Consider the following 18,289-nt stretch of genomic DNA (forward strand, 5'->3'; position numbering starts at 1 on the left):
AATAGTTAGGGTAATCGTTGTAAAGGGCTCTCCGGTTTTAGAAATGGCTTCAGCTCAGCAGTAGTGAAATGCACCATAAAATCATCTGTAAATAACTTGGAAATCATATTTGACAGAGCGTCATAATTCACGGAATGATGACACTGTATTTCCTTGCCAAATACGGCGTACTCTTGAGTGCTACTTACCATAAAGTGCTGCTCGAGTAGGCCATGTTCATCAACTGATTCTAAAGCATTTTGCGAAACCGAGAGGTATTTCAACACCTCTTGGTGCAGCTTCTGCTCCCCCAGTGCCAAGAAGGATTGAAGCTTCTGGGGCTGAATTTCGTCAGCCAGTATTATGGGGAAGCCGGTGTTTAAATCAATAGTTTGGGACTCATAATTATGCCAAGCATTGGCCCCTGTTACATCCCGCCGGAGGGTAATGCTTAAAAGCCCATTGGCGTTGTGGTTTTCAGTGTACTCTATACTTTGTAGGCCCGTGTGGATTCCGTCTTCCTGGTTTTGACGTATCTCTTCGCGAAAACTGCTTATGCTCTGATGCATGAGATTTTCAAAAGAGAAATACTGTTCTAGCATTGCCATTAAGGCAGCATTAGGCACAGTAACTATTGGTACCGTATAGTACTTGATATAGGTTTTAGACTTGACACGAACAGAGGGTATTGCTGGTTGAGTTGCCCCGTTTATTCGTTTCATCCGTAGGGGCAGCAGCGTAGTGCCGTCTTTGTTGTACCAGTGGCCTAGCACTTCTGGCTCAGTGCCCAAGCTGATACTGAACCAACCGGTAGGTACTGTATCCGTAGGGGCCAACTCCCGCAATTCTATGCTCGGGGTCGATAAACTTGGCTGAATGTAGCCGCGTAGCTCCAGCGGCTTCCCCTTCGAGAGGTAATAATAGGTGCCTACTACCGAACTATCCGTATCGCCTGGGCGCAAGACCATCCGGATGGGATATTTACCATTGAGCTTCCCCTCATACACGCCCATCATGCTTTGGAGCTTGGCTATATGCTTCGCTCGTACCTGGGCCCACACATCCTGCGCCCGCCCTTGGGTAACGCTAAGCAGCACTATTAGGAGGCCACAACAATACCTAGCCCAGCTGGCCCGCTGCGCAATAAAGGGTTTCACAAGGTTTCGGTCTAGCTTACTACCGCAATGCATTTCAGCTCAATGGCAATAGGCGTGGGCAGGCAGTTTACCTCCACGGTAGTGCGGCAGGGCTGGTTGCTCTGGAAATACTCGGCGTAGAGGCGGTTGTACGTCGCAAAGTCGTCGCGCATGTTGGTCAGGTATACGGTTACGTCCACGAGGTCTTCCCAGCGGGCGCCGGCCTCTTCCAGGATGTAGCGCACATTCTGAAACACGGCGTGGCACTGGCGTTCGAAGTCGTAGGCCACTACGGCGCCGTTAGCGTTCAGCTCCACGCCGGGCACCTGTTGCTGGCCGCGCTGGCGCGGCCCCACGCCGGACAGAAACAGCAGATTGCCGGCGCGCCGGGCGTGGGGGTAGAGGCCTACCGGCTCGGGGGCGCGGCTAGAGTTGTGGGCCGAGGAAGTTGCGTCAGGTGCCATACCGCCAAAACTACCGAAATGCGGCGCTTTTTGTATGACCGGCGAACCTGAACCGGGGCTGGTGCGGTTGTTGACACAAGCCCACTTGGTATTTTAGCTTCCCTCCCACCTTTTCTATATCTATGACGCCCAATTTCCGCCGTGTTACGCTTGCGCTGGCCTTCAGCGCACTGGCCCTTGCGCCCGCTTTCGCCCAGCAAAAGCTTAAGTATCCCAAGCAGCCAGCAGCCAGCGAGATTTATGATGCCGTGGAGAAACCTGCTGTGCCCCTGGGTGGCCTAGAGGCCTACGCTGAGTACCTCGCCGACAAGCAGCAGTACCCCACGGCAGCCCTGCAGGCAGGCACCCAGGGTACCGTGAACGTCACGTTTGTGGTTGAAAAAACCGGCTCCATCTCCAACGTGGCAGTGGCCCAGCCCGTGTCGCCGGAGCTAGATGCTGAAGCTATTCGGCTGATTAAAGGTGGCCCCCGCTGGACGCCGGCTCAGCACCGGGGCGGAGTGGTGCGTCAGCGCGTTTCCGTGCCCATCACGTTTCAAATACCTCCCGGCACCGAGGGTGGTGCTACCGCAGGAACAGCAGCGGCAGGTGCCACAGCGGGCTCTACCACGCAAGTAGTAACGCCCGATAAGCCCGCTAGGCCAGTGGGTGGCACCGATGCCTTTTTCGAGTGGATTCAGCAAAACCAGAAATACCCAGCTCTAGCGCGCCAACGTAAAGTGGAAGGCCGCGTAATGATGGAGTTTGTGATTCAGAAGGATGGCTCTCTTTCTGATATTAAGCCCATCAAACGCATGGGTTCTGGGCTGGATGAAGAGGCTATTCGATTGATTAAAGCGGCCCCTAAATGGGAGCCAGCTACCTATAAAGGCCAACCGATGAAGCAAAAGATGGTTTTACCTGTTGTATTCCAACTGTAACCCGAATTAAAGCTCTGAAAGCGTGCTTGCGGTGCAACGCAGGTAAGTTTATAGAGCTTCTTTAAAATATATCTATCCGTTGCTCGTCTGCCTCTTCATACCGGCCGATGACTAAGTGGCTCGCTGGTTTCCCTGCTCCTGCCATCCTTTCCGCTCCTTCCGATGCTGTCGCCCCTGCCCCTCATCTCGGCTCCGCCCGTCGCTTTTGGTCATCCCCTGCCCCTGCCCGATAGTTACTCCATCTGGCCTTACCAAGCACGTTTCCGACAGGCTGCGCAGGTAGTAGCTACCGGCATTTTTGAGGCCCTCGACGACGATCTGGACCCGTATGTGTTTCTGCTGGCCATTCCCGCCGACCCGGATGAGGACTCGGCGACGGTGTGCCTGGAGCCGGAAGATTGCGGCTTTGATGCTACGGCATTTGCCGGAACCATTGCCCGCGGCCAGTATCTGCAGCTAACCTCTGATTGGGCCCCCGCCGACCCTGAGGTTATGCCGGAACCCGTTATTCTGCGGCGCCAGCACGCCATGGGGCTGCGTCGCTCAGTGCAGGAGGTGCTGGAAGAAATTGACAACCAAGGCAAGCGGGTATCATTTGCCGGCTTCCCCATTCAGATTGACCAGCACTTTGTAATTCCGGTGCTGCAGCTCAATCGCAAGGTGATGAACGGCTACCCCACGCTGCAGCCCAACCGCTTTTATACCGATGGGCGCATTCTGCCGCACTCTCTGCTGAAAGCGGCTATTGTGCGCTTCAACGAGGAATGCCTGAAATCCTTAACGGAGCCGGAGCCCGGTTCGGGCCTGTTGGTGCGCCCCCGCGACACCGATGAGTTGGTGCGCGCCGCTGGCCAGTTGTTCATGGACACGCCCGCCCAGGACATCGGCATGAATCCGTCGGCGGCCAAGCTGTTCGCCACTTGCAACACCATCTCGTCGTTGCGCTACGAAGGTGCCGAGGGCGTAGGTAAAATGATTCTGGCGCGCCGGGGCCACCCCAACCTCACCGAAATCTTCGCCCTGACTTGCCCCACTCCCCTCACCGATTACCGGGCCGTGCGCAAGCTTCTGGAGATGACAACCGAGGATGTGAGCCTGCTGGCCGACGCCGAGAACGTGTACGCCCTGGGCCGCCAGATAGGCCACTATGATACCACCCGCGAAGACCTGTTCGTCATCAACTTCGTGAACCATTATGCCTGGGAGTTCCAGCACGATGGGCAGGTACTCATGCGGGCGCACTACGGCTTGCCCAGCCTGCCCCGCACTCACCTCAACCGCAACAAGTTTCGGCGCGACCTGAAGCGCACTTTCCACCTGACCGACCTGGAAAAGGTAGAACGCCTCTGGGACGTGGTGCAGGCTGCTAGCCGCCAGAAACACGGTACCCTGCTGGTTATCACCACCGAGGCCCTAGCCGAAGCCGACCGTCTCAAGCTGCAGTGCACCCTCATTGAGCCCGTGCCACTCACGCCGCTCATCACTAGCTTGGTAACTGCTATCGACGGCGCCGTCCTGCTCGACCCCGACTCCTACTGTTATTCCATCGGGGTAATTCTGGATGGTAAAGCATCCGGCCACGGGAACAGCACCCGCGGGGCCCGCTACAACTCGGCCGTCCGGTACGTGGATAGTTCTCCTTATCCTTGCCTCGCCATCGTAGTAAGTGAAGATGGCCTGGTGGATGTTATTACTAAAGAAAGCCTGCGGGAGGAGTAAGCGCTTATTAAGCGGTTACGAGGTAAAAGAGTTGAGGTGAAGCAGTGCATAAACATCACCTCATGCTGAGCAAAGCGAAGGATCTTACCACGTTTAGACGGCTTGCCTAGTGCCTCGTGCTACTGTAGCAAGATCATTCGCTCTTCTTAACACGACGTGCCCGTGTAGTTCTTTGCACCTCGTCGCCTTACTACTTCTTGGCCCGAAACGACCAGGTAATACGGAAGATGGCCACTACGTCGCCAGCCTGGTCTAGGCCAGTGCTGGTGCATACTACGGTGCGGCCTTCACCGGTTTGGCGGCTTTCGGCCATGGCCTGCGCTACGGCGGCTCCATCGGTACTGGTAAAAGCAATGAGGCCTACGGCCTTTTTGGTGAACTCAGCTTCCATGCCTACCACCAGCATAGAAACCGGCGAGCCGCTTTGCACGTGCATCATGGCCAGTAGGCCACTCGCCATTTCGGCGGCCATGCTCAGGCAGGCGAAGTAAATGCTGCGAAATGGGTTTTTGGTGAGGTACTTAAATGGCACCGTTACGGTAGCCTCCTCTAGCGTCAGGCTCCTAACTCGCAAGCCCGCCAGATAGGCCATGGGCAAGCTGCGCAGCATAAATAACCGCAGCTTCATTGGGTTCTGAATGGTGCGGCGGAACTGCGCCATGCGGGGCGTGTCAGTGGGGGCAGGGGTAGGCTGGGGAGTCATGCTGAAAGATACTGATTTGCTGCTGTCGCTCCCGGCTCTGCCTTACTGGCCTACCCAACTACTGCACCGGCTTGGGCTTTCTCTTGAACTTCGCTGGCTTTGCCTCAGCCGGATACACGCTGAGTTCCTTATAGCCGTACGTGGCATCCGTTTCCCGCCGAAAATCTAGCTCGGGTAACTCTCCCAGCACCAGCTCTGCGGTGGTATAGATAATGTTCCCGTCCAGCAAGTGCCCGCCAATGGTGCGGCCGGTAGAGTCAGAAACGGATAGGTGAAGATGACTCCCGTTCACGGACAGCGTTCCTACCAGCGACACTATTTCAAAGTGCCCTTTGTACACCGTTGGCTCCTCTTGGTTAGCTAACCGCAAGCTGGTAGTAGTAAGGCTACCCACGCACGTGAGGATGGCGCCGGCTTTTATGTGGTGCTGCTCTGCGAAGGCGAAGAGTTGCTGTCGTAAATCTTCGCCGGGCTTTAAACGGAGGGCGTAGGCCCGCATGGGCGAGGAAACAGCAGAAGCAGGAAGTGGCCTAGCCGACATAGCAGGAGCAGATTGAGCCGCTGCCACCAGCACCTGCAGCGCCAGCAGCCCCGACAACAGAAGTCGAATCATGCCTGCAAAGTAAACAGCCCCACATTTATCCAGACGCAAAAAGGATCTACCCGCGCCTGAAGAGCCGTTGTTACAACGGCATCTTCAGGCGCGGGTAGATCCTTTCTTTGGTAGTTAGGCTACTGAGGGCCCGTATCGCAGCTTACTTGTTGAAGCTGACGTTGCCGTAGCGCACTTTAATATTTACGTTGCCAACGGCCCGGGTAGGTACGCTGCCAAAGCTGCCCTGCATGTCGCTGGAGGAGGCACTGCTTTCTTCGGAATCTACGCGTACCAGGCGTTTATCTACCAGCAGCTTACCGTGCTCCGTGTTTACATCAAACCTGAAGGCGGCTTCATCGGGAAAGTTCAGCTGAATGGTGCTGTACCCCCCATCCACGTTGATCTGGCGGAAGTTTTTACCCGTGCTACGCACCTCAAAGTTCGGGCAATACTGCACCGTCATGTCCAGTTGGTTGCTGAGCTTATCGATGCTAAACTTCGAGTAGCCCGAGGTACCGCGCAAATTGCTCACGTTGCCCAATGCTACGTCGCCATACTTGCTGTGCACCGTCAGGTCCTTTACCGTTCCAATGTCGATATCCGAGGAGTTGTTGCGCAGATCTACCACGTCGCCGGCGGTTAGGCGCAGCTTGGAGTATGATGCGTCGAGGCTGGCTTTGCGCACGTAAGGAATGGCGCACTGCCCGTTGTTTATGCGTACCAGGTTGCGCGGACCATCTAACCGAGCCGTGCGGAGACTACCATATTCCACCGCCAAATCAGTTACGCCGCTCACGTCGCCAGTCAGGATTACCTCACCAAAGGTGTTGTACAGGTGCAGAGGCGTGTTTTTGGGCACCCACACCGTGTAGTTTACCTCATAGAGCTTGGTGCGGCTCCAGCACTCGCGGGGCATGGCTCCAAAGCGTGACTTCACGCTGATGCCGGCCGTTGCGGGGTCTGTTTCCTGCACCTGCACCTGAATCATATCCTGCAGTTGCTGGGCCTTTTCTTCGGTGTCAGAGCGGGTGATAATATCCACATCAGTGCGCACCTCGTTGCGGCTCCACACATTTACCTGCACCCGGCCGTAGCGCGTGTCAAGAGTATACGGCTTGCCATTGGCGGCGAAAGTGCGGCTTACCTTCCGAACCTTCTCAACGGCTGGGACCTGAGCATCATCTTGGGGGCCTTGCGCGGTGCTGCCTTGGCAGGCATCAACGGGCCCACCCTGGCCCTGGGGCCAAGCCGTGTCTTTGGGCTGCGGGTAGTACAGCACTGCCGGACCCGTCATGGGGTCGGCAGCCACCTGCGCCTGCACCGAACCAGCCGCCATGGCTAGCCCTCCAACTACGGACAGCAAGCGCCACGGCCACTGGCCTAGAACAGCAAGAGTATGACGGGAACCCATGGCTTACGGCATCCGGCGGCTGTCAGCCACCATGTACGGTTGATTATGATAATCGCGGATACGCTCCCGCGTGCGCAACTGTTGGGTGAGCAGGTCCAGCCGAATCTGTAGGTTACGGTTCATCGCTTCCAGCACCACATCGGGCTCTGGGTTGCGGTAGAGTTCCACCTTCAGCTGGCGGTACGTTGAGTCGAGGGAGGTTAGCTCCTCCTGCCAATCGGCACGCGGCGCCGCGGGAGTTTCCGCATCCAGAGCCTTTAGCTCCTGCTGACGCTCCGTGATCTGGGCGGCATAGTAGGCTTCCATGCGTTGCACGGCGCCTCCCAGGCGTTGCTCTGGGCCAGCGGTAGCAGCGGTAGCCGTCAGGCCAGGGCCCGTATAGAAGTTTTGGCTGTTGCCGGCTGCTGGTGCAGGCACGGCCAGGCTAGTTCCGGCAGTGGCCCGCGTCCAGATGGTGGCGGGGCGTTGCGTCTGCCAGAAGTAACCCGTCATCAGTATAGCAACCAGAGAAGCCGCAATGCCATATGGCCAAGCGGTGCGGGTAGCCGGCGGCGTAGTGGGTGTTACGGGCGCCTGCGGAGCCGGTGTTTCTTCGGGGTACAGGGCTACAACCCGCAACGGCGCTTCTTCCTCAAGGGAGGCAGCCGGTGCGGCAAGTTCTTGTTCGATGTCGTCCCACAAATTTGGGCGCGGCTCGAACGCATCAAAGTCGGCGCGGTGGCGCTCAACAAAGGATTCAAGTCCGGTTTTCTTCTCGTTCATGTCAGGTGGTGAAGCGCTCTAGGCCACTATGCCTGGTCTCGTCTGCGTTGGGGTGGTGGGCGATGCGAGGCTGTGGGCTAGAAGTAAGCAGCGGTGTCAGGTACGCTGTCGAATACGTGCTACAGGCCGTGCTGGCGAGCTAATTCAAGTAATTTCTTCCGAGCTCGGCTGTACTGCGATTTTGAAGTAGATTCAGTGATATGAAGAATGCTGGCAATTTCGGCGTGGTCGTAGCCCTCCAGCAGATACAACGACAGTACTACGCGGTAGCCATCGGGGAGTTCCTGCACGCAGCGCCGCACTACATCGGCCCGCCACGAGAGGTCCTCTGGATCGAGGCCTAGGCTGTGGTCGTCGTGGTCGAAGGCAGCATTGTCGTGCTGGTCAGCCAAGGGCACCAGTTGTAGACGCCGGTTGCGCAGGCAATTGATGCTCTTATTGATGACGATGCGCTTAAGCCAGGAGCCAAACGATGAGTCGCCTTTGTAGCTGTGCAGCTCGCGAAAAGCACTCAGGAAAGACTCCTGCAACACATCCTCCGCCTCGGCAAAATCGCCGGTGATGCGCAGCGAGGCATTGAACATGGCTTTCGAATAGCGCTTGTAAATTTCAGCCTGGGCCCGCCGGTCGCCCAGGCGGCAGCGCTCCACCAGCGGAGCGTTGATGTCAGTATATGCAAATGCCTCCATAGGTTGCGTCTGGGTTGGCGGAGATTCGGAAAGGTGTGAATCGTAAATATCCAACTTTTCCGGGCTAAATCGGCGAGTGCTATTCGGTAAGCAAGTGAAAGACAGGCCTAGGCCAGTGGGGTTGCACTTAGTCTCCAAGACAACAGCTAATTGGAGATTGTTCAAATAGCTTCAGCGGCCCAATGCCGGGCACTTCCATTATAATTTTTCTTATCGATTGGCCTGGTGGTTGCCTTCTTACCACATGGAGTGGCTTACCTATTGAAAATTTGTGCCTTTTGGTCTACTGTGTCACCCAATTATCTATCCGAACCCATTCATGAAAAATTTTCTTCTCGGCGCTGTTTTCTTAACTGGCCTAGCTGCCTGCGACAAAAAAGAAGCTGAGCCCACTATCGACTTTGGCCCTAACGACGGTATAACGCAGCGCGACGCCAGCAACCGCCTCAATGGCACAGTGGACCCCAGCGACTGGACAGCCGATGAAACCTGGACTAAAGAAGAACAAAAGCTATTCACGGTCTCTGTTAAGCTCAGCGCATCTTCTCCGCTAGGTATTCAGCCCCGTGGTTTTTTCCCTAATCCCACCACTACACAAAAGGGCGGCTATGGCTTTTATGGCATTCCTTATGGAGCTATGTGGGCTATGGTTTTCGTTGACAAAAACTATAAGGTGGTAGAAAAGCAGGAATATGGTCCGTTCAGTGTTTCTGATGTACTATTCCCTTTCGACCTGCCTGCCGATAAATTTCTACCCAACACCACTTACCGGGTATACTATATCATCTATCAGAAGTCTCCTGCCATCCTATACTCAAAGGGACACGGCGATATCAAAATTGGCTCCTAGAAACGTAAGCACAGGCCTAGAAACAGAAAGCCCGGCTGAAAAACAGCCGGGCTTTCTATTATAGCGGGTAAATGGCTTTAGGCTACTTACACATCAAACTTGATACCCTGAGCCAGCGGCAACTGGTCGGAGTAGTTGATGGTATTCGTCTGGCGGCGCATGTAGATGCGCCACGCATCGGAGCCGGACTCACGGCCACCGCCGGTTTCTTTCTCCCCGCCGAAGGCGCCACCAATCTCGGCGCCGCTGGTGCCAATGTTCACGTTGGCAATACCGCAGTCGGAGCCCGCGTGGCTGAGGTAGGTTTCGGTTTCGCGCATATTCAGGGAGAAGATGCTCGATGAGAGCCCTTGCCGTACGCCGTTCTGCACCGCAATGGCTTCCTCTACCCCGCCGCTATACTTAATAAGATAGAGAATAGGGGCGAAGGTTTCTTCTTGCACGGTGTGGTACTCATTGCGGGCTTCTACCAGTGCCGGTTTCACATAAGTGCCCGTCTCATAGCCAAGGCCTTCCAGCACTTCACCACCAATGAGCAACTTACCACCCTCCTGCTGCACTGCCTCTAGGGCTTTAGTGAAGCCTTCTACTGCGGCCTTGTCAATGAGGGGGCCTACGAGGTTACCGTCCTGCAGGGGATGACCGATGGGCAGATTGGGATAGATTTTCAACAGGCGGGCCTTCACATCCTCAAAAATGCTGTCGTGGATGATTAAGCGGCGCGTAGTGGTGCAACGTTGCCCAGCCGTACCAACGGCCCCAAACACAACGGCGCGCATGGCCATGTCCAGGTCGGCGTGCTCGGTGAGGATGATGGCGTTGTTGCCACCCAGCTCCAGCAAGGCACGGCCTAGGCGCCCCCCCACTACCTCGCCTACTTTCTTGCCCATGCGGGTGCTGCCAGTAGCCGATACCAGCGGCACGCGCGAATCGGCAGCCATAGCAGCCCCAATCTCGGCATCACCAATAACCAGGTTAAAGATGCCTTCCGGCAACTCGTTTTCCTGTAGTACTTCTTTCAGGATGTGCTGCACAGCCACGGCCACCAACGGAGTTTTCTCAGAGGGCTTCCAGATGCATACGTCGCCGCACACGGCTGCCAGCATAGCGTTCCAGCTCCACACGGCTACCGGAAAGTTGAAAGCCGAGATGATGCCTACCACGCCCAGCGGGTGGTACTGTTCATACATGCGGTGCGCGGGCCGCTCTGAGTGCATAGTGTAGCCCGTGAGTTGGCGCGAGAGGCCTACTGCGAAGTCGCAGATATCTATCATCTCCTGCACCTCGCCCAAGCCTTCCTGCAGAATTTTGCCCATCTCGTAGCTCACCAGCTTGCCTAGTGGCTCCTTATACTGGCGGAGCTTGTTACCAATCTGGCGCACAATCTCGCCCCGCTTGGGGGCGGGCACTAGGCGCCAGGTTTTAAAGGCGGTTTCGGCCGTTTTCACCACTTGGTCGTAGTCGGCAGCGGTAGCGAAAGCCACGGAGCCAATCAGGCGGCCATCGGTGGGTGAATGAATGGCGCGGGTATTCTCAGCGGTGCTGCTGCCCCAGCGTAGGCCAGTACTCCAGGCGGCATTGTGTGCTTCTACACCTAGCTCCCGCAGCACTTGCCGGATACCGTGGTGGTCGTGGTCCTGTACATCGGTGCCAGTGGCGGCCGCTTCTTCAAGGGCTTGTTTCATGGGAAAGGGATATTGGGATGGGTGGGCAAGTCGAAGGAAAACTCTCTGACAAAGCTACTAAAATAGGCTTGGTCTGGCCCTTGCGCCGCTCCTCTCCCAACTATCCCTTTCTCTACTCTTAAACCTGTTGCTTTACACGCATTTCACGCAGCCACTCCTCGGCGGAAGGCACGTCATCGAAAAGCTGCAGGCGCAGCTGATCATCAAAAGCGTATGCATCGGTGTTGGCGGCCTCATCTAGCAGGTCGTGGGGTTGCACTACGTGCGCAATGTAGCGTAGCCCTAGGTGCACGGCCCGCGGCACCCATACACTGCGCAGCCACTCCACCGAATCAAACCAGGGCCCGGAGAGCTTACTGTTGTCGTTAAGCAGATACGGGCAATGCAGATCCTGCATGGCTTTCAAGAAGTTCTCGGCCCCATTATAGGCTTCCATGGGGTCAACGTAGCCTAACCAAATGGCACGGAGCCACCCTTCTCCTTCATCAAACTCTAGTTCACAACTACTGCCGTCGCGTAAATCAGTGTGTTTAGAAATTTTCATATAGCATTACCAAGTGTTCGTACTATTTTCTTCGTAACGTACCAGCAGCGGTAGTAGGTTACTACGGTTCAGGTGTCGCCCCTCTTGAGCTTCTCTGCCTATTATTGGTAGTCGCTCACTATGAGAATACTATCTTGGGTGAGACCTCTCACGCTTTTATCTTAGTAGTATTTCTTCAATACGCGGTGCTCCTTCGTATAGACTCATATGCTCCCCGAACTAGTCACCATCACACCTCGCCCCGACTTAGGCATACTTGTAGCCCGCTGGGCTGACGATGCACCCCGACAGCAACTCAAGGAACACTTCTCGGCCTTACTAACGGCGGCTCAGCACCACAACCTCTGGCGGTGGCTGCTGGATGTTAGGCGCCGCGACTCCCTCGATCCAGAGTTTGGGCAATGGACCACCCACACGTTCTTTCCCGAGGCTGCACAGGTAGCTACTGCCCCCTTGCGCATTGCCGTGCACTGCTCTCCGGCCCGACTAACAGTGTATGAGGCCTCAGCCAGCCAGCGGGAGTATATCACCTACGGCACCTCGCCCGAACGGCCTTACCAGCTTCAGCTTTTCATTGAGGAGGGCCCGGCCATGGAGTGGCTACTCGGCTAGGCCACTTGCATTAGCTTTCTTCTGCTCACGCTGGCGTAGGTAGAACCATAAAAAAAGCCCTCCGCTATACTAGCAGAGGGCTTTTAATTAGTTCAGCAACTGATTACTCAGCCTGACCAATGGGGTAATAGGCTTTGCGGCCATCAGGATACACACCTTCCACAAGGGCACCCTGGCTTTCTTTAGCCGCCTCCAAGTAACGTGCTACGTCTTGGGGCTTGGTCACCTTGTTCTTATCGATGCGGGTGATGATGAAGCCGTCGGCAATACCAGTTTCGCGGAAGTTAGAATCCTTGATACCGTTAATTTTAGCACCGCCTTCAATGCCAAGCTTGCTCAGTTCCTGCCGGCCTACTGGGGCCAGCGTGGCACCTTCATATTTCACCGTGGAAGCTACTTCTTCCCGAATAATATCGGTAGTGCCGGTTGAGTTGCGCAACGTAGCAGAAGCGGTTCGCGACTCAGTACCGCGCAGGTAGGTCACCTTGATTTTGTCGCCGGGGCGGAAGCGGGCTACTTGCTCTTGCAGTTGCGAAGAGGTATTCACTTTCACACCGTTGATTTCGGTAATGATGTCGCCTTCCTTGATACCGGCATCAGCAGCTGAGCTGTTTTTGCCTAGGCCCATTACATACACACCATTCAGCGAGTTCAGCTTCTTTTCTGAGGCTAGGGTAGCGTCTACCTCCCGAATCTGTACACCCAGCAGAGCGCGCTGCACCACTTTGTACTTCAGCAGGTCCGATACCACCTTGCTCACGATAGAGCTAGGCACGGCAAAAGAGTACCCCACGAAAGAACCGGTTTGCGAAGCAATAGCCGAGTTAATGCCAATCAGGTCGCCATTCAGGTTCACCAGGGCACCACCAGAGTTACCGGGGTTTACTACGGCATCCGTCTGCAGGAACGACTCTACGCCCATACCGTCTTCACGGCGCAGGATGTTGATGTTCCGGCCCTTAGCCGAGATAATACCAGCCGTTACGGTCGAGTTCAGGTTGAAGGGGTTACCTACAGCCAGTACCCACTCCCCTACTTTCACGTTGTCGGAGTTGCCGTACCGGATGAAAGGCAGATTATCGGCCTCAACTTTCAGCAGCGCCAAGTCCGTGTTAGGGTCGGCGCCAACCAGCGTGGCTTTATACTTGCGCTTGTCGTCGAGAACTACCTCAATTTTATCGGCTTTCTCAATCACGTGGTTATTCGTGACGATGTAGCCATTGGCCGCAATGATAACGCCAGAGCCAGAACCCTGCTGCGGGCCCTGCGAACGGCCGCGGCCTTGATATTGATCAATGTCATCACCGAAGAACTGACGCAGGAATGGGTCCATGCGCATCGCGCTATTGTCGCTAGCCTTCGGGGCATACTCGGTCATTACGTGTACTACGGCCGGTGTTACCGAAGCGGCAGCGGCCGTAAAGTTCAGGCCTTCGGGCACGGTGTACGTGCTGCTACGCAACTCACTGGTGTACCGAACGTTGGGATCGGCGGCAATAGCCTGCGGCGTATTGTTGCGCTCAGGCTCTAGCAGCTTGTACCCACCCACGGCCACGCCGCCACCCAGAATAGCGGAGCTTAGCAGGCCGAGCATCATTTGTTTTGCTTGCATGGGTATAAAAGAGATTGAAATGAAAGAGAAGTCAGAACTGAAAATACAACAGAAAGGTGAATAAACCGTGAACCGGCGTCATACTAACGCTAGATGCCAGGTCTCCCGTATTCGGTTGCATGGCTGTTGAAGGATGAAAACGGCCCGTTGGTAGAATATCTCAACCATTGGCTCAGCGCTGCCAGCTTCAACTGCTAGTATAATAACACGCGGGCCAAGAAAAAAGGCACCCGCGAAGGTGCCTTTTTTACAGATTTTTCGCCTTAGCGAACTTCAATCTGGTGCTTGGTTACCTTCTTGCTGTCGAAGGGGAGCACGAGGCGCAGCACCCCGTCTACCAGTTGCGCGTCGATAGCAGTTACGTCTACCGTGTCGGGCAGGCGGAAGGTGCGGGAGAAGGTACCGTACCCCGATTCTACGCGGCGGAACTTAGGAGCTTCTTCCGAAGCCTCAGGAGCTTTCCGCTCGCCGCTTACCGTCAGCTGGCCTTCCTGAAAGTCAATCTTGATGGCTTCTTTCGGAACGCCAGGCAGCAACAGGTGCAGCTCAAAGCCTTGCGCTGATTCCAGTACATCGGCCTGGGGCACGAAAGCTTTGGAAGGCTGCTTCTGGGAGGTAGGCAGAGTTTCACGCAGCATTTCATTCAGCACTGAATTGATAGCGCGGGAAGGGCGAAGAGCGGGCAGGTTGTTATACAGAAGAGTTGCCATGGGTTTACTATCTGTTTGAAGGTCTAAAGTCAAATGTTAGAGAAGTACCCTTTGCGGTACTTCTCTATCTTAATAAATTTTGTACCACTTGATTTTAGCCGGCTATTTCAAGACAAAAAGTCATAAAATTAGCAATCATCAATACAGCATTGTTTCCCGATCAAGCCAATACATCACTCAAAGTGTGTAAAAAGGCATTTTTGCCATTTATAAAGCTGCGACAATTTGTCACCCACGATAACTTTCAAACTGTCATTTCTATTATCTAGGAAGTAGCTAGGCCACTTGGCTCTACGATGCGCCGAAGCACAAACCGCAGCCAAGTGGCCTACAATACCTTGGTTTGCATATAGAGCCGCTATCTACGCCGCTACCAATCTCACTTAATGTTGCGTTGGGAGCTGACGTCGCTCCTGTGCTGCATCGCCGCTAAACAATGTGAAGCGAGCATCTAGGCCTACTACGGGAGTTACGAGATTGGTACGGCCGCCACTGACCTGCCGCCCCTGTGCGTCATACTGCGCTACAAACACTGTGTATGCCGTTTGCGAGGCTACCCAGGGCGTAACGTCAACGTGGGGCGAAAGGCGTACGCCCACTTCGGCTCGTAATACCCCGAAATCGATGGTGCGCTCCTTGACTTGATTTTCATCCCGCTGAAAACGGAGGTAAGCGGCTGCTTCGTAAGCTACCCGGGGGCGCAAAGCCACGGTCTCGCCCAACGGGAAAATGCGGTCTACATCAAGGCGCAAACGGGCTGATGCACGGTTATTCCGTTCGATAATAGATAGCACATCCACGGTACTGATACCGTACTCTACTCCTAGGCGTTGCCCAAAATTGAAGGAGCTAATTTTACCCGAGTGGCGCACAAATACGCCCGGTACTATGTTGCCCGGCTGGCCCAAGAAGTCGCCGTACCCTTGGCCGTACTGACGTAGCAACCGTAAGGTGGCACCTCCACTCCATTGCTCGCTCCAGAAGTGCTCATACCCTAGCCGTAGCTGCCCGCCGGAGAAGGTAGTTCCGGCGCCGTTCACATTCAAGGCACTTACGCCTACTAGTAGGTAGTCGTTATTCTGTAGGGCCAGCTCCGCCTGCAGCTCTGGTTGTAATGCCGTATTGCTGGTTAGGCGCCGTTGGGCAGTAGCCGTAAGGGCGGCCAGTAGTAGCGCTGGTACTAGTAAATAAGCTCGGGTACGTATCATTAATAAGGAGGTGAAATAAGGCTAGGCCTGTTGCTCAGCAAGCTCCCGCAGGGTAAGCCAAGCCATCAGGCCCGGACCCGTTTCGAGGGCTTTGGTATCAATATCGAAGGTAGGTGTATGCACTGAGGAAGTGAAACGACTGCTACCGTCAGCGGCGGCGGTGCCAAGGCGGTAGAAGCAGGCGCTGGTGGCCTGCGAAAAGTAGGCAAAGTCCTCAGCGGCCATCCACTGATCTAGCTCCACCACGTTTTCACGGCCCAGGTACTCCACAGCCGCCTGCTCCACGCGGCCCGTTAAGGCAGGCTCGTTTTCCAGATACGGGTAGCCGCGCCGGATTTCCAGCTCGCAGCTAGCGCCCATGCTTTCGGCCAGGCCCTGGCAGAGGCGGCGCAGGTGCTCGTGGGCCTCATTGCGCCACTCTTCATTCAGCGTCCGGAAGGTGCCTTCCATGTACACCTCATTCGGAATAACGTTGGTAGCACCCTGGGCAATAATTTTTCCGAAAGAAAGTACCGAGGGCAATTTGGGGTTGGCCCGACGACTAACAATCTGCTGGGCGGCTACAATAATGTGGGCGGCTACCAGCACGGGGTCAATGTTCTGCTCGGGCATGGCGCCGTGGCCACCTTTGCCGCGCACGGTCAGGTACAACTCATCGGTGCTAGCCATGTAGCGCCCCGCCCGAATCCCAATCTTACCAGCCGGCAGCCGCGGAAATACGTGCTGGCCTAGTACACTAGCCGGCTTAGGGTTTTCGAGCACGCCTTCTTTAATCATCAAGGAGGCGCCACCTGGCAGCAACTCCTCGCCGGGCTGAAACATCAGCTTCACGGTGCCCTCAAACTCGTTGCGGAGTTGGGTGAGAATGCGGGCCGTACCCAGCAGCGACGACGTGTGCACATCATGGCCGCAGGCGTGCATTACGCCGGGGGTAGTTGATTTGTAGGCCACCTCGTTCTGCTCCGTGATGGGCAGCGCATCCATATCAGCCCGTAAGGCCACGGTGCGGGTACTGGGGTTGCGGCCTTCAATAAGAGCCACCACGCCGGTATTGGCAATGGGCTGCGTTTGCAGGCCTAGCTCCTGCAACTGCTTGGTCACGTAGGCCACCGTATTGAACTCCTGAAAAGAGAGCTCAGGATGAGCGTGCAGATGCTCACGCAGGGCTGTAGTTTCGGTGGCAGCCGCTGCGGCCAGCGTTTTGATGCGCGTAATCAGATGCAGCATACTCGGGAAAGTGAATCGAGACTATGTAAATACCGCACTCAGGCCAGGCCTCGCAACAAGTCAGGTTCTTCCCATTGCAGCACCCGAGTAGTGGGCACGGTTAAAAAGTTGTTTTGTTGAGCACTACCTGCGATGACTCCAATTGCGCTTTAGGGGCCAGCAGCCTGATGCGCTGCAAGGCCTGCTCGGCCTCAAGCCGCGTGGTGTAGTCTCCTACCCAGAGGCGGAAGATGGGTTGCTTGTAGGCCAGGTAGTCCGTTTCCTCGGGGTAGCGGCTGATGATGTTCCGCCGGATGCTCATGGCCTGCTCCTTCTCCAGCCCTACGTAGGCCAGTATCCGGAAGCCCTGGGCATACTTCACATTTTTGTTGGTGTATGCCTGGTCGCGTAGGCGCTGCTCAATCTGGGCGTTTACCTGATTGGTGGGCGTTACTGGCCTAGCCGCCACAGCGGGCGCTGCTACTGGCGCCTTAGGAGCTGCAAACACGGGCCGGTACTTACTTAAGTCTTCAGCGGGGGCCGCAGCAGCCGACGAGGTTGGTCGGCGTGTGGTGTCCGGAGCGGAAGAAACCGATGGCGCCGCCGGCCCCGACGAAGCGCAGGCGCCCAGCGAAAACAGGGTGGAAAGCAGCAGCACGTTACGAAGCGAGTGTTTCATGGGAGTTGTCTTCCAGCAGCACCAGACTATTAGAGGAGCCGATGCGGTCGGCACCAGCAGCCACGAGAGCCAGCGCCGCTTCCCGGGTGCGGATACCACCGGAAGCTTTAATGCGAATGTGAGTGGGTAGCGACTGGCGCATCAGCTCGATGTCGGCAACGGTTGCGCCCCGGCTGGCAAAGCCCGTAGAGGTTTTCACGAAATCGGCACCGGCCTCTGCGCATATCTCGCAGGCCAGCACTATTTCATCCTCCGTCAGCAAAGCCGTTTCAATAATAACCTTCAAGATGGCACCCCGCAGGTGGCACAGTTCGGCCAGCTCTCCAACCTCCTCTTCTACTTCCTCTACCCGACCGGCTTTCAGAGCGCCAATGTTGATGACCATATCCAGCTCCGTTGCGCCTTCCGACAGGGCTTGGTGTCCTTCAAAGAATTTTACCTTAGTAAGACCATAGCCCAGCGGGAAGCCAACAACTGTACACACTGGCACGCCCGTACCTCGCAGGTTTTCTACTGCTAGGCGCACGTAGCACGGCGGCACGCACACGCTGGCAAACTGGTATTCGGCGGCCTCTTGGCAGAGCTGTTCAATCTGTTCGGGTTGCGCGTCAGGTTTGAGGAGAGTGTGGTCGATGTACGAGGCGAGGTTCACGGAGCAAAGGTAGGGGGATGTAGCGCGAACTTGGTAGTGCGCGTTTGGTTGATTGACGTAGGTACATAACAGGCTCATACGCGAACCATACGGGAAGGTCTGCAGAGCGGCCGAAGTGCCCTACAACAAACGGGCCGCGCTTCCGGATTGGAA

At 55.8% G+C, this 18,289-nt stretch carries 19 protein-coding genes; 4 read left to right on the forward strand and 15 right to left on the reverse strand.

The window, feature by feature from the left end; all coding sequences use genetic code 11:
- Positions 1–5 precede the first annotated feature (5 nt).
- Positions 6–995: a hypothetical protein gene (locus EU557_RS06990; protein ID WP_135529714.1), complete on the reverse strand. Its 990-nt coding sequence runs from the start codon at positions 993–995 to the stop codon at positions 6–8.
- 152 nt (positions 996–1,147) lie between these two features.
- Positions 1,148–1,579, reverse strand: a complete 432-nt coding sequence (locus EU557_RS06995; RefSeq protein WP_135529715.1) for a RidA family protein — start codon at positions 1,577–1,579, stop codon at positions 1,148–1,150.
- A gap of 122 nt (positions 1,580–1,701) precedes the next feature.
- On the opposite strand from EU557_RS06995, the gene EU557_RS07000 reads away from it, so the two are divergent.
- Complete coding sequence (locus tag EU557_RS07000; RefSeq protein WP_135529716.1) at positions 1,702–2,499, forward strand: energy transducer TonB; 798 nt, start codon at positions 1,702–1,704, stop codon at positions 2,497–2,499.
- A gap of 162 nt (positions 2,500–2,661) precedes the next feature.
- Positions 2,662–4,218 carry a DNA integrity scanning protein DisA nucleotide-binding domain protein gene (locus EU557_RS07005; RefSeq protein ID WP_135529717.1) on the forward strand — a complete coding sequence of 519 codons (1,557 nt, stop codon included), beginning with the start codon at positions 2,662–2,664 and terminating at the stop codon, positions 4,216–4,218.
- Between the two features lie 190 nt (positions 4,219–4,408).
- Here EU557_RS07005 and EU557_RS07010 read toward each other — a convergent pair whose 3' ends face one another.
- From EU557_RS07010 to EU557_RS07030, 5 genes are all read right to left on the reverse strand, one after another.
- Positions 4,409–4,921 (reverse strand): DUF4442 domain-containing protein, encoded by a 513-nt coding sequence (locus EU557_RS07010; protein WP_245326195.1) that lies wholly within the window; start codon positions 4,919–4,921, stop codon positions 4,409–4,411.
- 58 nt (positions 4,922–4,979) lie between these two features.
- A complete protein-coding gene (locus EU557_RS07015) occupies positions 4,980–5,534 on the reverse strand; it encodes a PPC domain-containing DNA-binding protein (RefSeq protein ID WP_135529718.1) in 555 nt (184 codons plus the stop codon).
- Positions 5,535–5,676: 142 nt separating this feature from the next.
- On the reverse strand, positions 5,677–6,927 hold the full coding sequence (locus tag EU557_RS07020; RefSeq protein WP_135529719.1) for a DUF4097 family beta strand repeat-containing protein: 1,251 nt from the start codon (positions 6,925–6,927) through the stop codon (positions 5,677–5,679).
- A 3-nt stretch (positions 6,928–6,930) separates the two neighbouring features.
- The gene (locus tag EU557_RS07025; RefSeq protein WP_135529720.1) at positions 6,931–7,689 is read right to left on the reverse strand and encodes a hypothetical protein; all 759 of its coding nucleotides are present in this window, start codon (positions 7,687–7,689) and stop codon (positions 6,931–6,933) included.
- A gap of 119 nt (positions 7,690–7,808) precedes the next feature.
- Complete coding sequence (locus tag EU557_RS07030; RefSeq protein ID WP_135529721.1) at positions 7,809–8,378, reverse strand: RNA polymerase sigma factor; 570 nt, start codon at positions 8,376–8,378, stop codon at positions 7,809–7,811.
- 319 nt (positions 8,379–8,697) lie between these two features.
- Here EU557_RS07030 and EU557_RS07035 point away from each other — a divergent pair, with 319 nt between their 5' ends.
- On the forward strand, positions 8,698–9,228 hold the full coding sequence (locus EU557_RS07035; protein WP_135529722.1) for a hypothetical protein: 531 nt from the start codon (positions 8,698–8,700) through the stop codon (positions 9,226–9,228).
- 86 nt (positions 9,229–9,314) lie between these two features.
- On the opposite strand, the gene amaB is transcribed toward EU557_RS07035, so the two are convergent.
- Both amaB and EU557_RS07045 read right to left on the reverse strand, forming a co-directional pair.
- A complete protein-coding gene (gene amaB / locus EU557_RS07040; protein WP_135529723.1) occupies positions 9,315–10,913 on the reverse strand; it encodes an L-piperidine-6-carboxylate dehydrogenase in 1,599 nt (532 codons plus the stop codon).
- A 118-nt stretch (positions 10,914–11,031) separates the two neighbouring features.
- Positions 11,032–11,457, reverse strand: coding sequence for a hypothetical protein (locus tag EU557_RS07045; RefSeq protein ID WP_135529724.1), 426 nt, complete (start codon positions 11,455–11,457; stop codon positions 11,032–11,034).
- Positions 11,458–11,664: 207 nt separating this feature from the next.
- Between EU557_RS07045 and EU557_RS07050 the strand changes: the two genes are divergently transcribed.
- Complete coding sequence (locus EU557_RS07050; RefSeq protein WP_135529725.1) at positions 11,665–12,069, forward strand: hypothetical protein; 405 nt, start codon at positions 11,665–11,667, stop codon at positions 12,067–12,069.
- Between the two features lie 103 nt (positions 12,070–12,172).
- Here the strand turns inward: EU557_RS07050 and EU557_RS07055 are convergent, their stop codons facing one another.
- The 6 genes from EU557_RS07055 to deoC all read right to left on the reverse strand — a co-directional run bounded on the left by EU557_RS07055 (position 12,173) and on the right by deoC (position 18,136).
- Positions 12,173–13,681 carry a Do family serine endopeptidase gene (locus EU557_RS07055; protein WP_245326196.1) on the reverse strand — a complete coding sequence of 503 codons (1,509 nt, stop codon included), beginning with the start codon at positions 13,679–13,681 and terminating at the stop codon, positions 12,173–12,175.
- Positions 13,682–13,944: 263 nt separating this feature from the next.
- Positions 13,945–14,391: an Hsp20/alpha crystallin family protein gene (locus tag EU557_RS07060; protein ID WP_135529726.1), complete on the reverse strand. Its 447-nt coding sequence runs from the start codon at positions 14,389–14,391 to the stop codon at positions 13,945–13,947.
- 383 nt (positions 14,392–14,774) lie between these two features.
- On the reverse strand, positions 14,775–15,599 hold the full coding sequence (locus tag EU557_RS07065; RefSeq protein ID WP_135529727.1) for a hypothetical protein: 825 nt from the start codon (positions 15,597–15,599) through the stop codon (positions 14,775–14,777).
- 21 nt (positions 15,600–15,620) lie between these two features.
- Positions 15,621–16,826 (reverse strand): M20 metallopeptidase family protein, encoded by a 1,206-nt coding sequence (locus tag EU557_RS07070; protein WP_167855116.1) that lies wholly within the window; start codon positions 16,824–16,826, stop codon positions 15,621–15,623.
- A gap of 100 nt (positions 16,827–16,926) precedes the next feature.
- Positions 16,927–17,484 (reverse strand): sporulation protein, encoded by a 558-nt coding sequence (locus tag EU557_RS07075; RefSeq protein ID WP_135529728.1) that lies wholly within the window; start codon positions 17,482–17,484, stop codon positions 16,927–16,929.
- Positions 17,465–18,136: a deoxyribose-phosphate aldolase gene (gene deoC / locus EU557_RS07080; protein ID WP_135529729.1), complete on the reverse strand. Its 672-nt coding sequence runs from the start codon at positions 18,134–18,136 to the stop codon at positions 17,465–17,467. Before deoC ends, EU557_RS07075 begins: the two co-directional genes overlap by 20 nt.
- Positions 18,137–18,289: the final 153 nt, after the last annotated feature.

This window comes from Hymenobacter wooponensis, from assembly GCF_004745865.1.
In the GTDB taxonomy this organism is placed as follows: domain Bacteria; phylum Bacteroidota; class Bacteroidia; order Cytophagales; family Hymenobacteraceae; genus Hymenobacter; species Hymenobacter wooponensis.

Excerpts from the sequence above, each read along its gene's own strand:
- EU557_RS07070 (WP_167855116.1), bottom strand. The coding sequence starts at position 16,826 with ATGCTGCATCTGATTACGCGCATCAAAACGCTGGCCGCAGCGGCTGCC.
- EU557_RS07005 (WP_135529717.1), top strand. The coding sequence starts at position 2,662 with ATGCTGTCGCCCCTGCCCCTCATCTCGGCTCCGCCCGTCGCTTTTGGT.
- EU557_RS07025 (WP_135529720.1), bottom strand. The coding sequence starts at position 7,689 with ATGAACGAGAAGAAAACCGGACTTGAATCCTTTGTTGAGCGCCACCGC.
- EU557_RS07030 (WP_135529721.1), bottom strand. The coding sequence starts at position 8,378 with ATGGAGGCATTTGCATATACTGACATCAACGCTCCGCTGGTGGAGCGC.
- EU557_RS07015 (WP_135529718.1), bottom strand. The coding sequence starts at position 5,534 with ATGATTCGACTTCTGTTGTCGGGGCTGCTGGCGCTGCAGGTGCTGGTG.
- amaB (WP_135529723.1), bottom strand. The coding sequence starts at position 10,913 with ATGAAACAAGCCCTTGAAGAAGCGGCCGCCACTGGCACCGATGTACAG.
- EU557_RS07060 (WP_135529726.1), bottom strand. The coding sequence starts at position 14,391 with ATGGCAACTCTTCTGTATAACAACCTGCCCGCTCTTCGCCCTTCCCGC.
- EU557_RS07020 (WP_135529719.1), bottom strand. The coding sequence starts at position 6,927 with ATGGGTTCCCGTCATACTCTTGCTGTTCTAGGCCAGTGGCCGTGGCGC.
- EU557_RS07050 (WP_135529725.1), top strand. The coding sequence starts at position 11,665 with ATGCTCCCCGAACTAGTCACCATCACACCTCGCCCCGACTTAGGCATA.
- EU557_RS06990 (WP_135529714.1), bottom strand. The coding sequence starts at position 995 with ATGATGGGCGTGTATGAGGGGAAGCTCAATGGTAAATATCCCATCCGG.
- EU557_RS07010 (WP_245326195.1), bottom strand. The coding sequence starts at position 4,921 with ATGACTCCCCAGCCTACCCCTGCCCCCACTGACACGCCCCGCATGGCG.
- EU557_RS07075 (WP_135529728.1), bottom strand. The coding sequence starts at position 17,484 with ATGAAACACTCGCTTCGTAACGTGCTGCTGCTTTCCACCCTGTTTTCG.
- EU557_RS07065 (WP_135529727.1), bottom strand. The coding sequence starts at position 15,599 with ATGATACGTACCCGAGCTTATTTACTAGTACCAGCGCTACTACTGGCC.
- EU557_RS07045 (WP_135529724.1), bottom strand. The coding sequence starts at position 11,457 with ATGAAAATTTCTAAACACACTGATTTACGCGACGGCAGTAGTTGTGAA.
- EU557_RS07000 (WP_135529716.1), top strand. The coding sequence starts at position 1,702 with ATGACGCCCAATTTCCGCCGTGTTACGCTTGCGCTGGCCTTCAGCGCA.
- EU557_RS07035 (WP_135529722.1), top strand. The coding sequence starts at position 8,698 with ATGAAAAATTTTCTTCTCGGCGCTGTTTTCTTAACTGGCCTAGCTGCC.
- EU557_RS06995 (WP_135529715.1), bottom strand. The coding sequence starts at position 1,579 with ATGGCACCTGACGCAACTTCCTCGGCCCACAACTCTAGCCGCGCCCCC.
- EU557_RS07055 (WP_245326196.1), bottom strand. The coding sequence starts at position 13,681 with ATGCAAGCAAAACAAATGATGCTCGGCCTGCTAAGCTCCGCTATTCTG.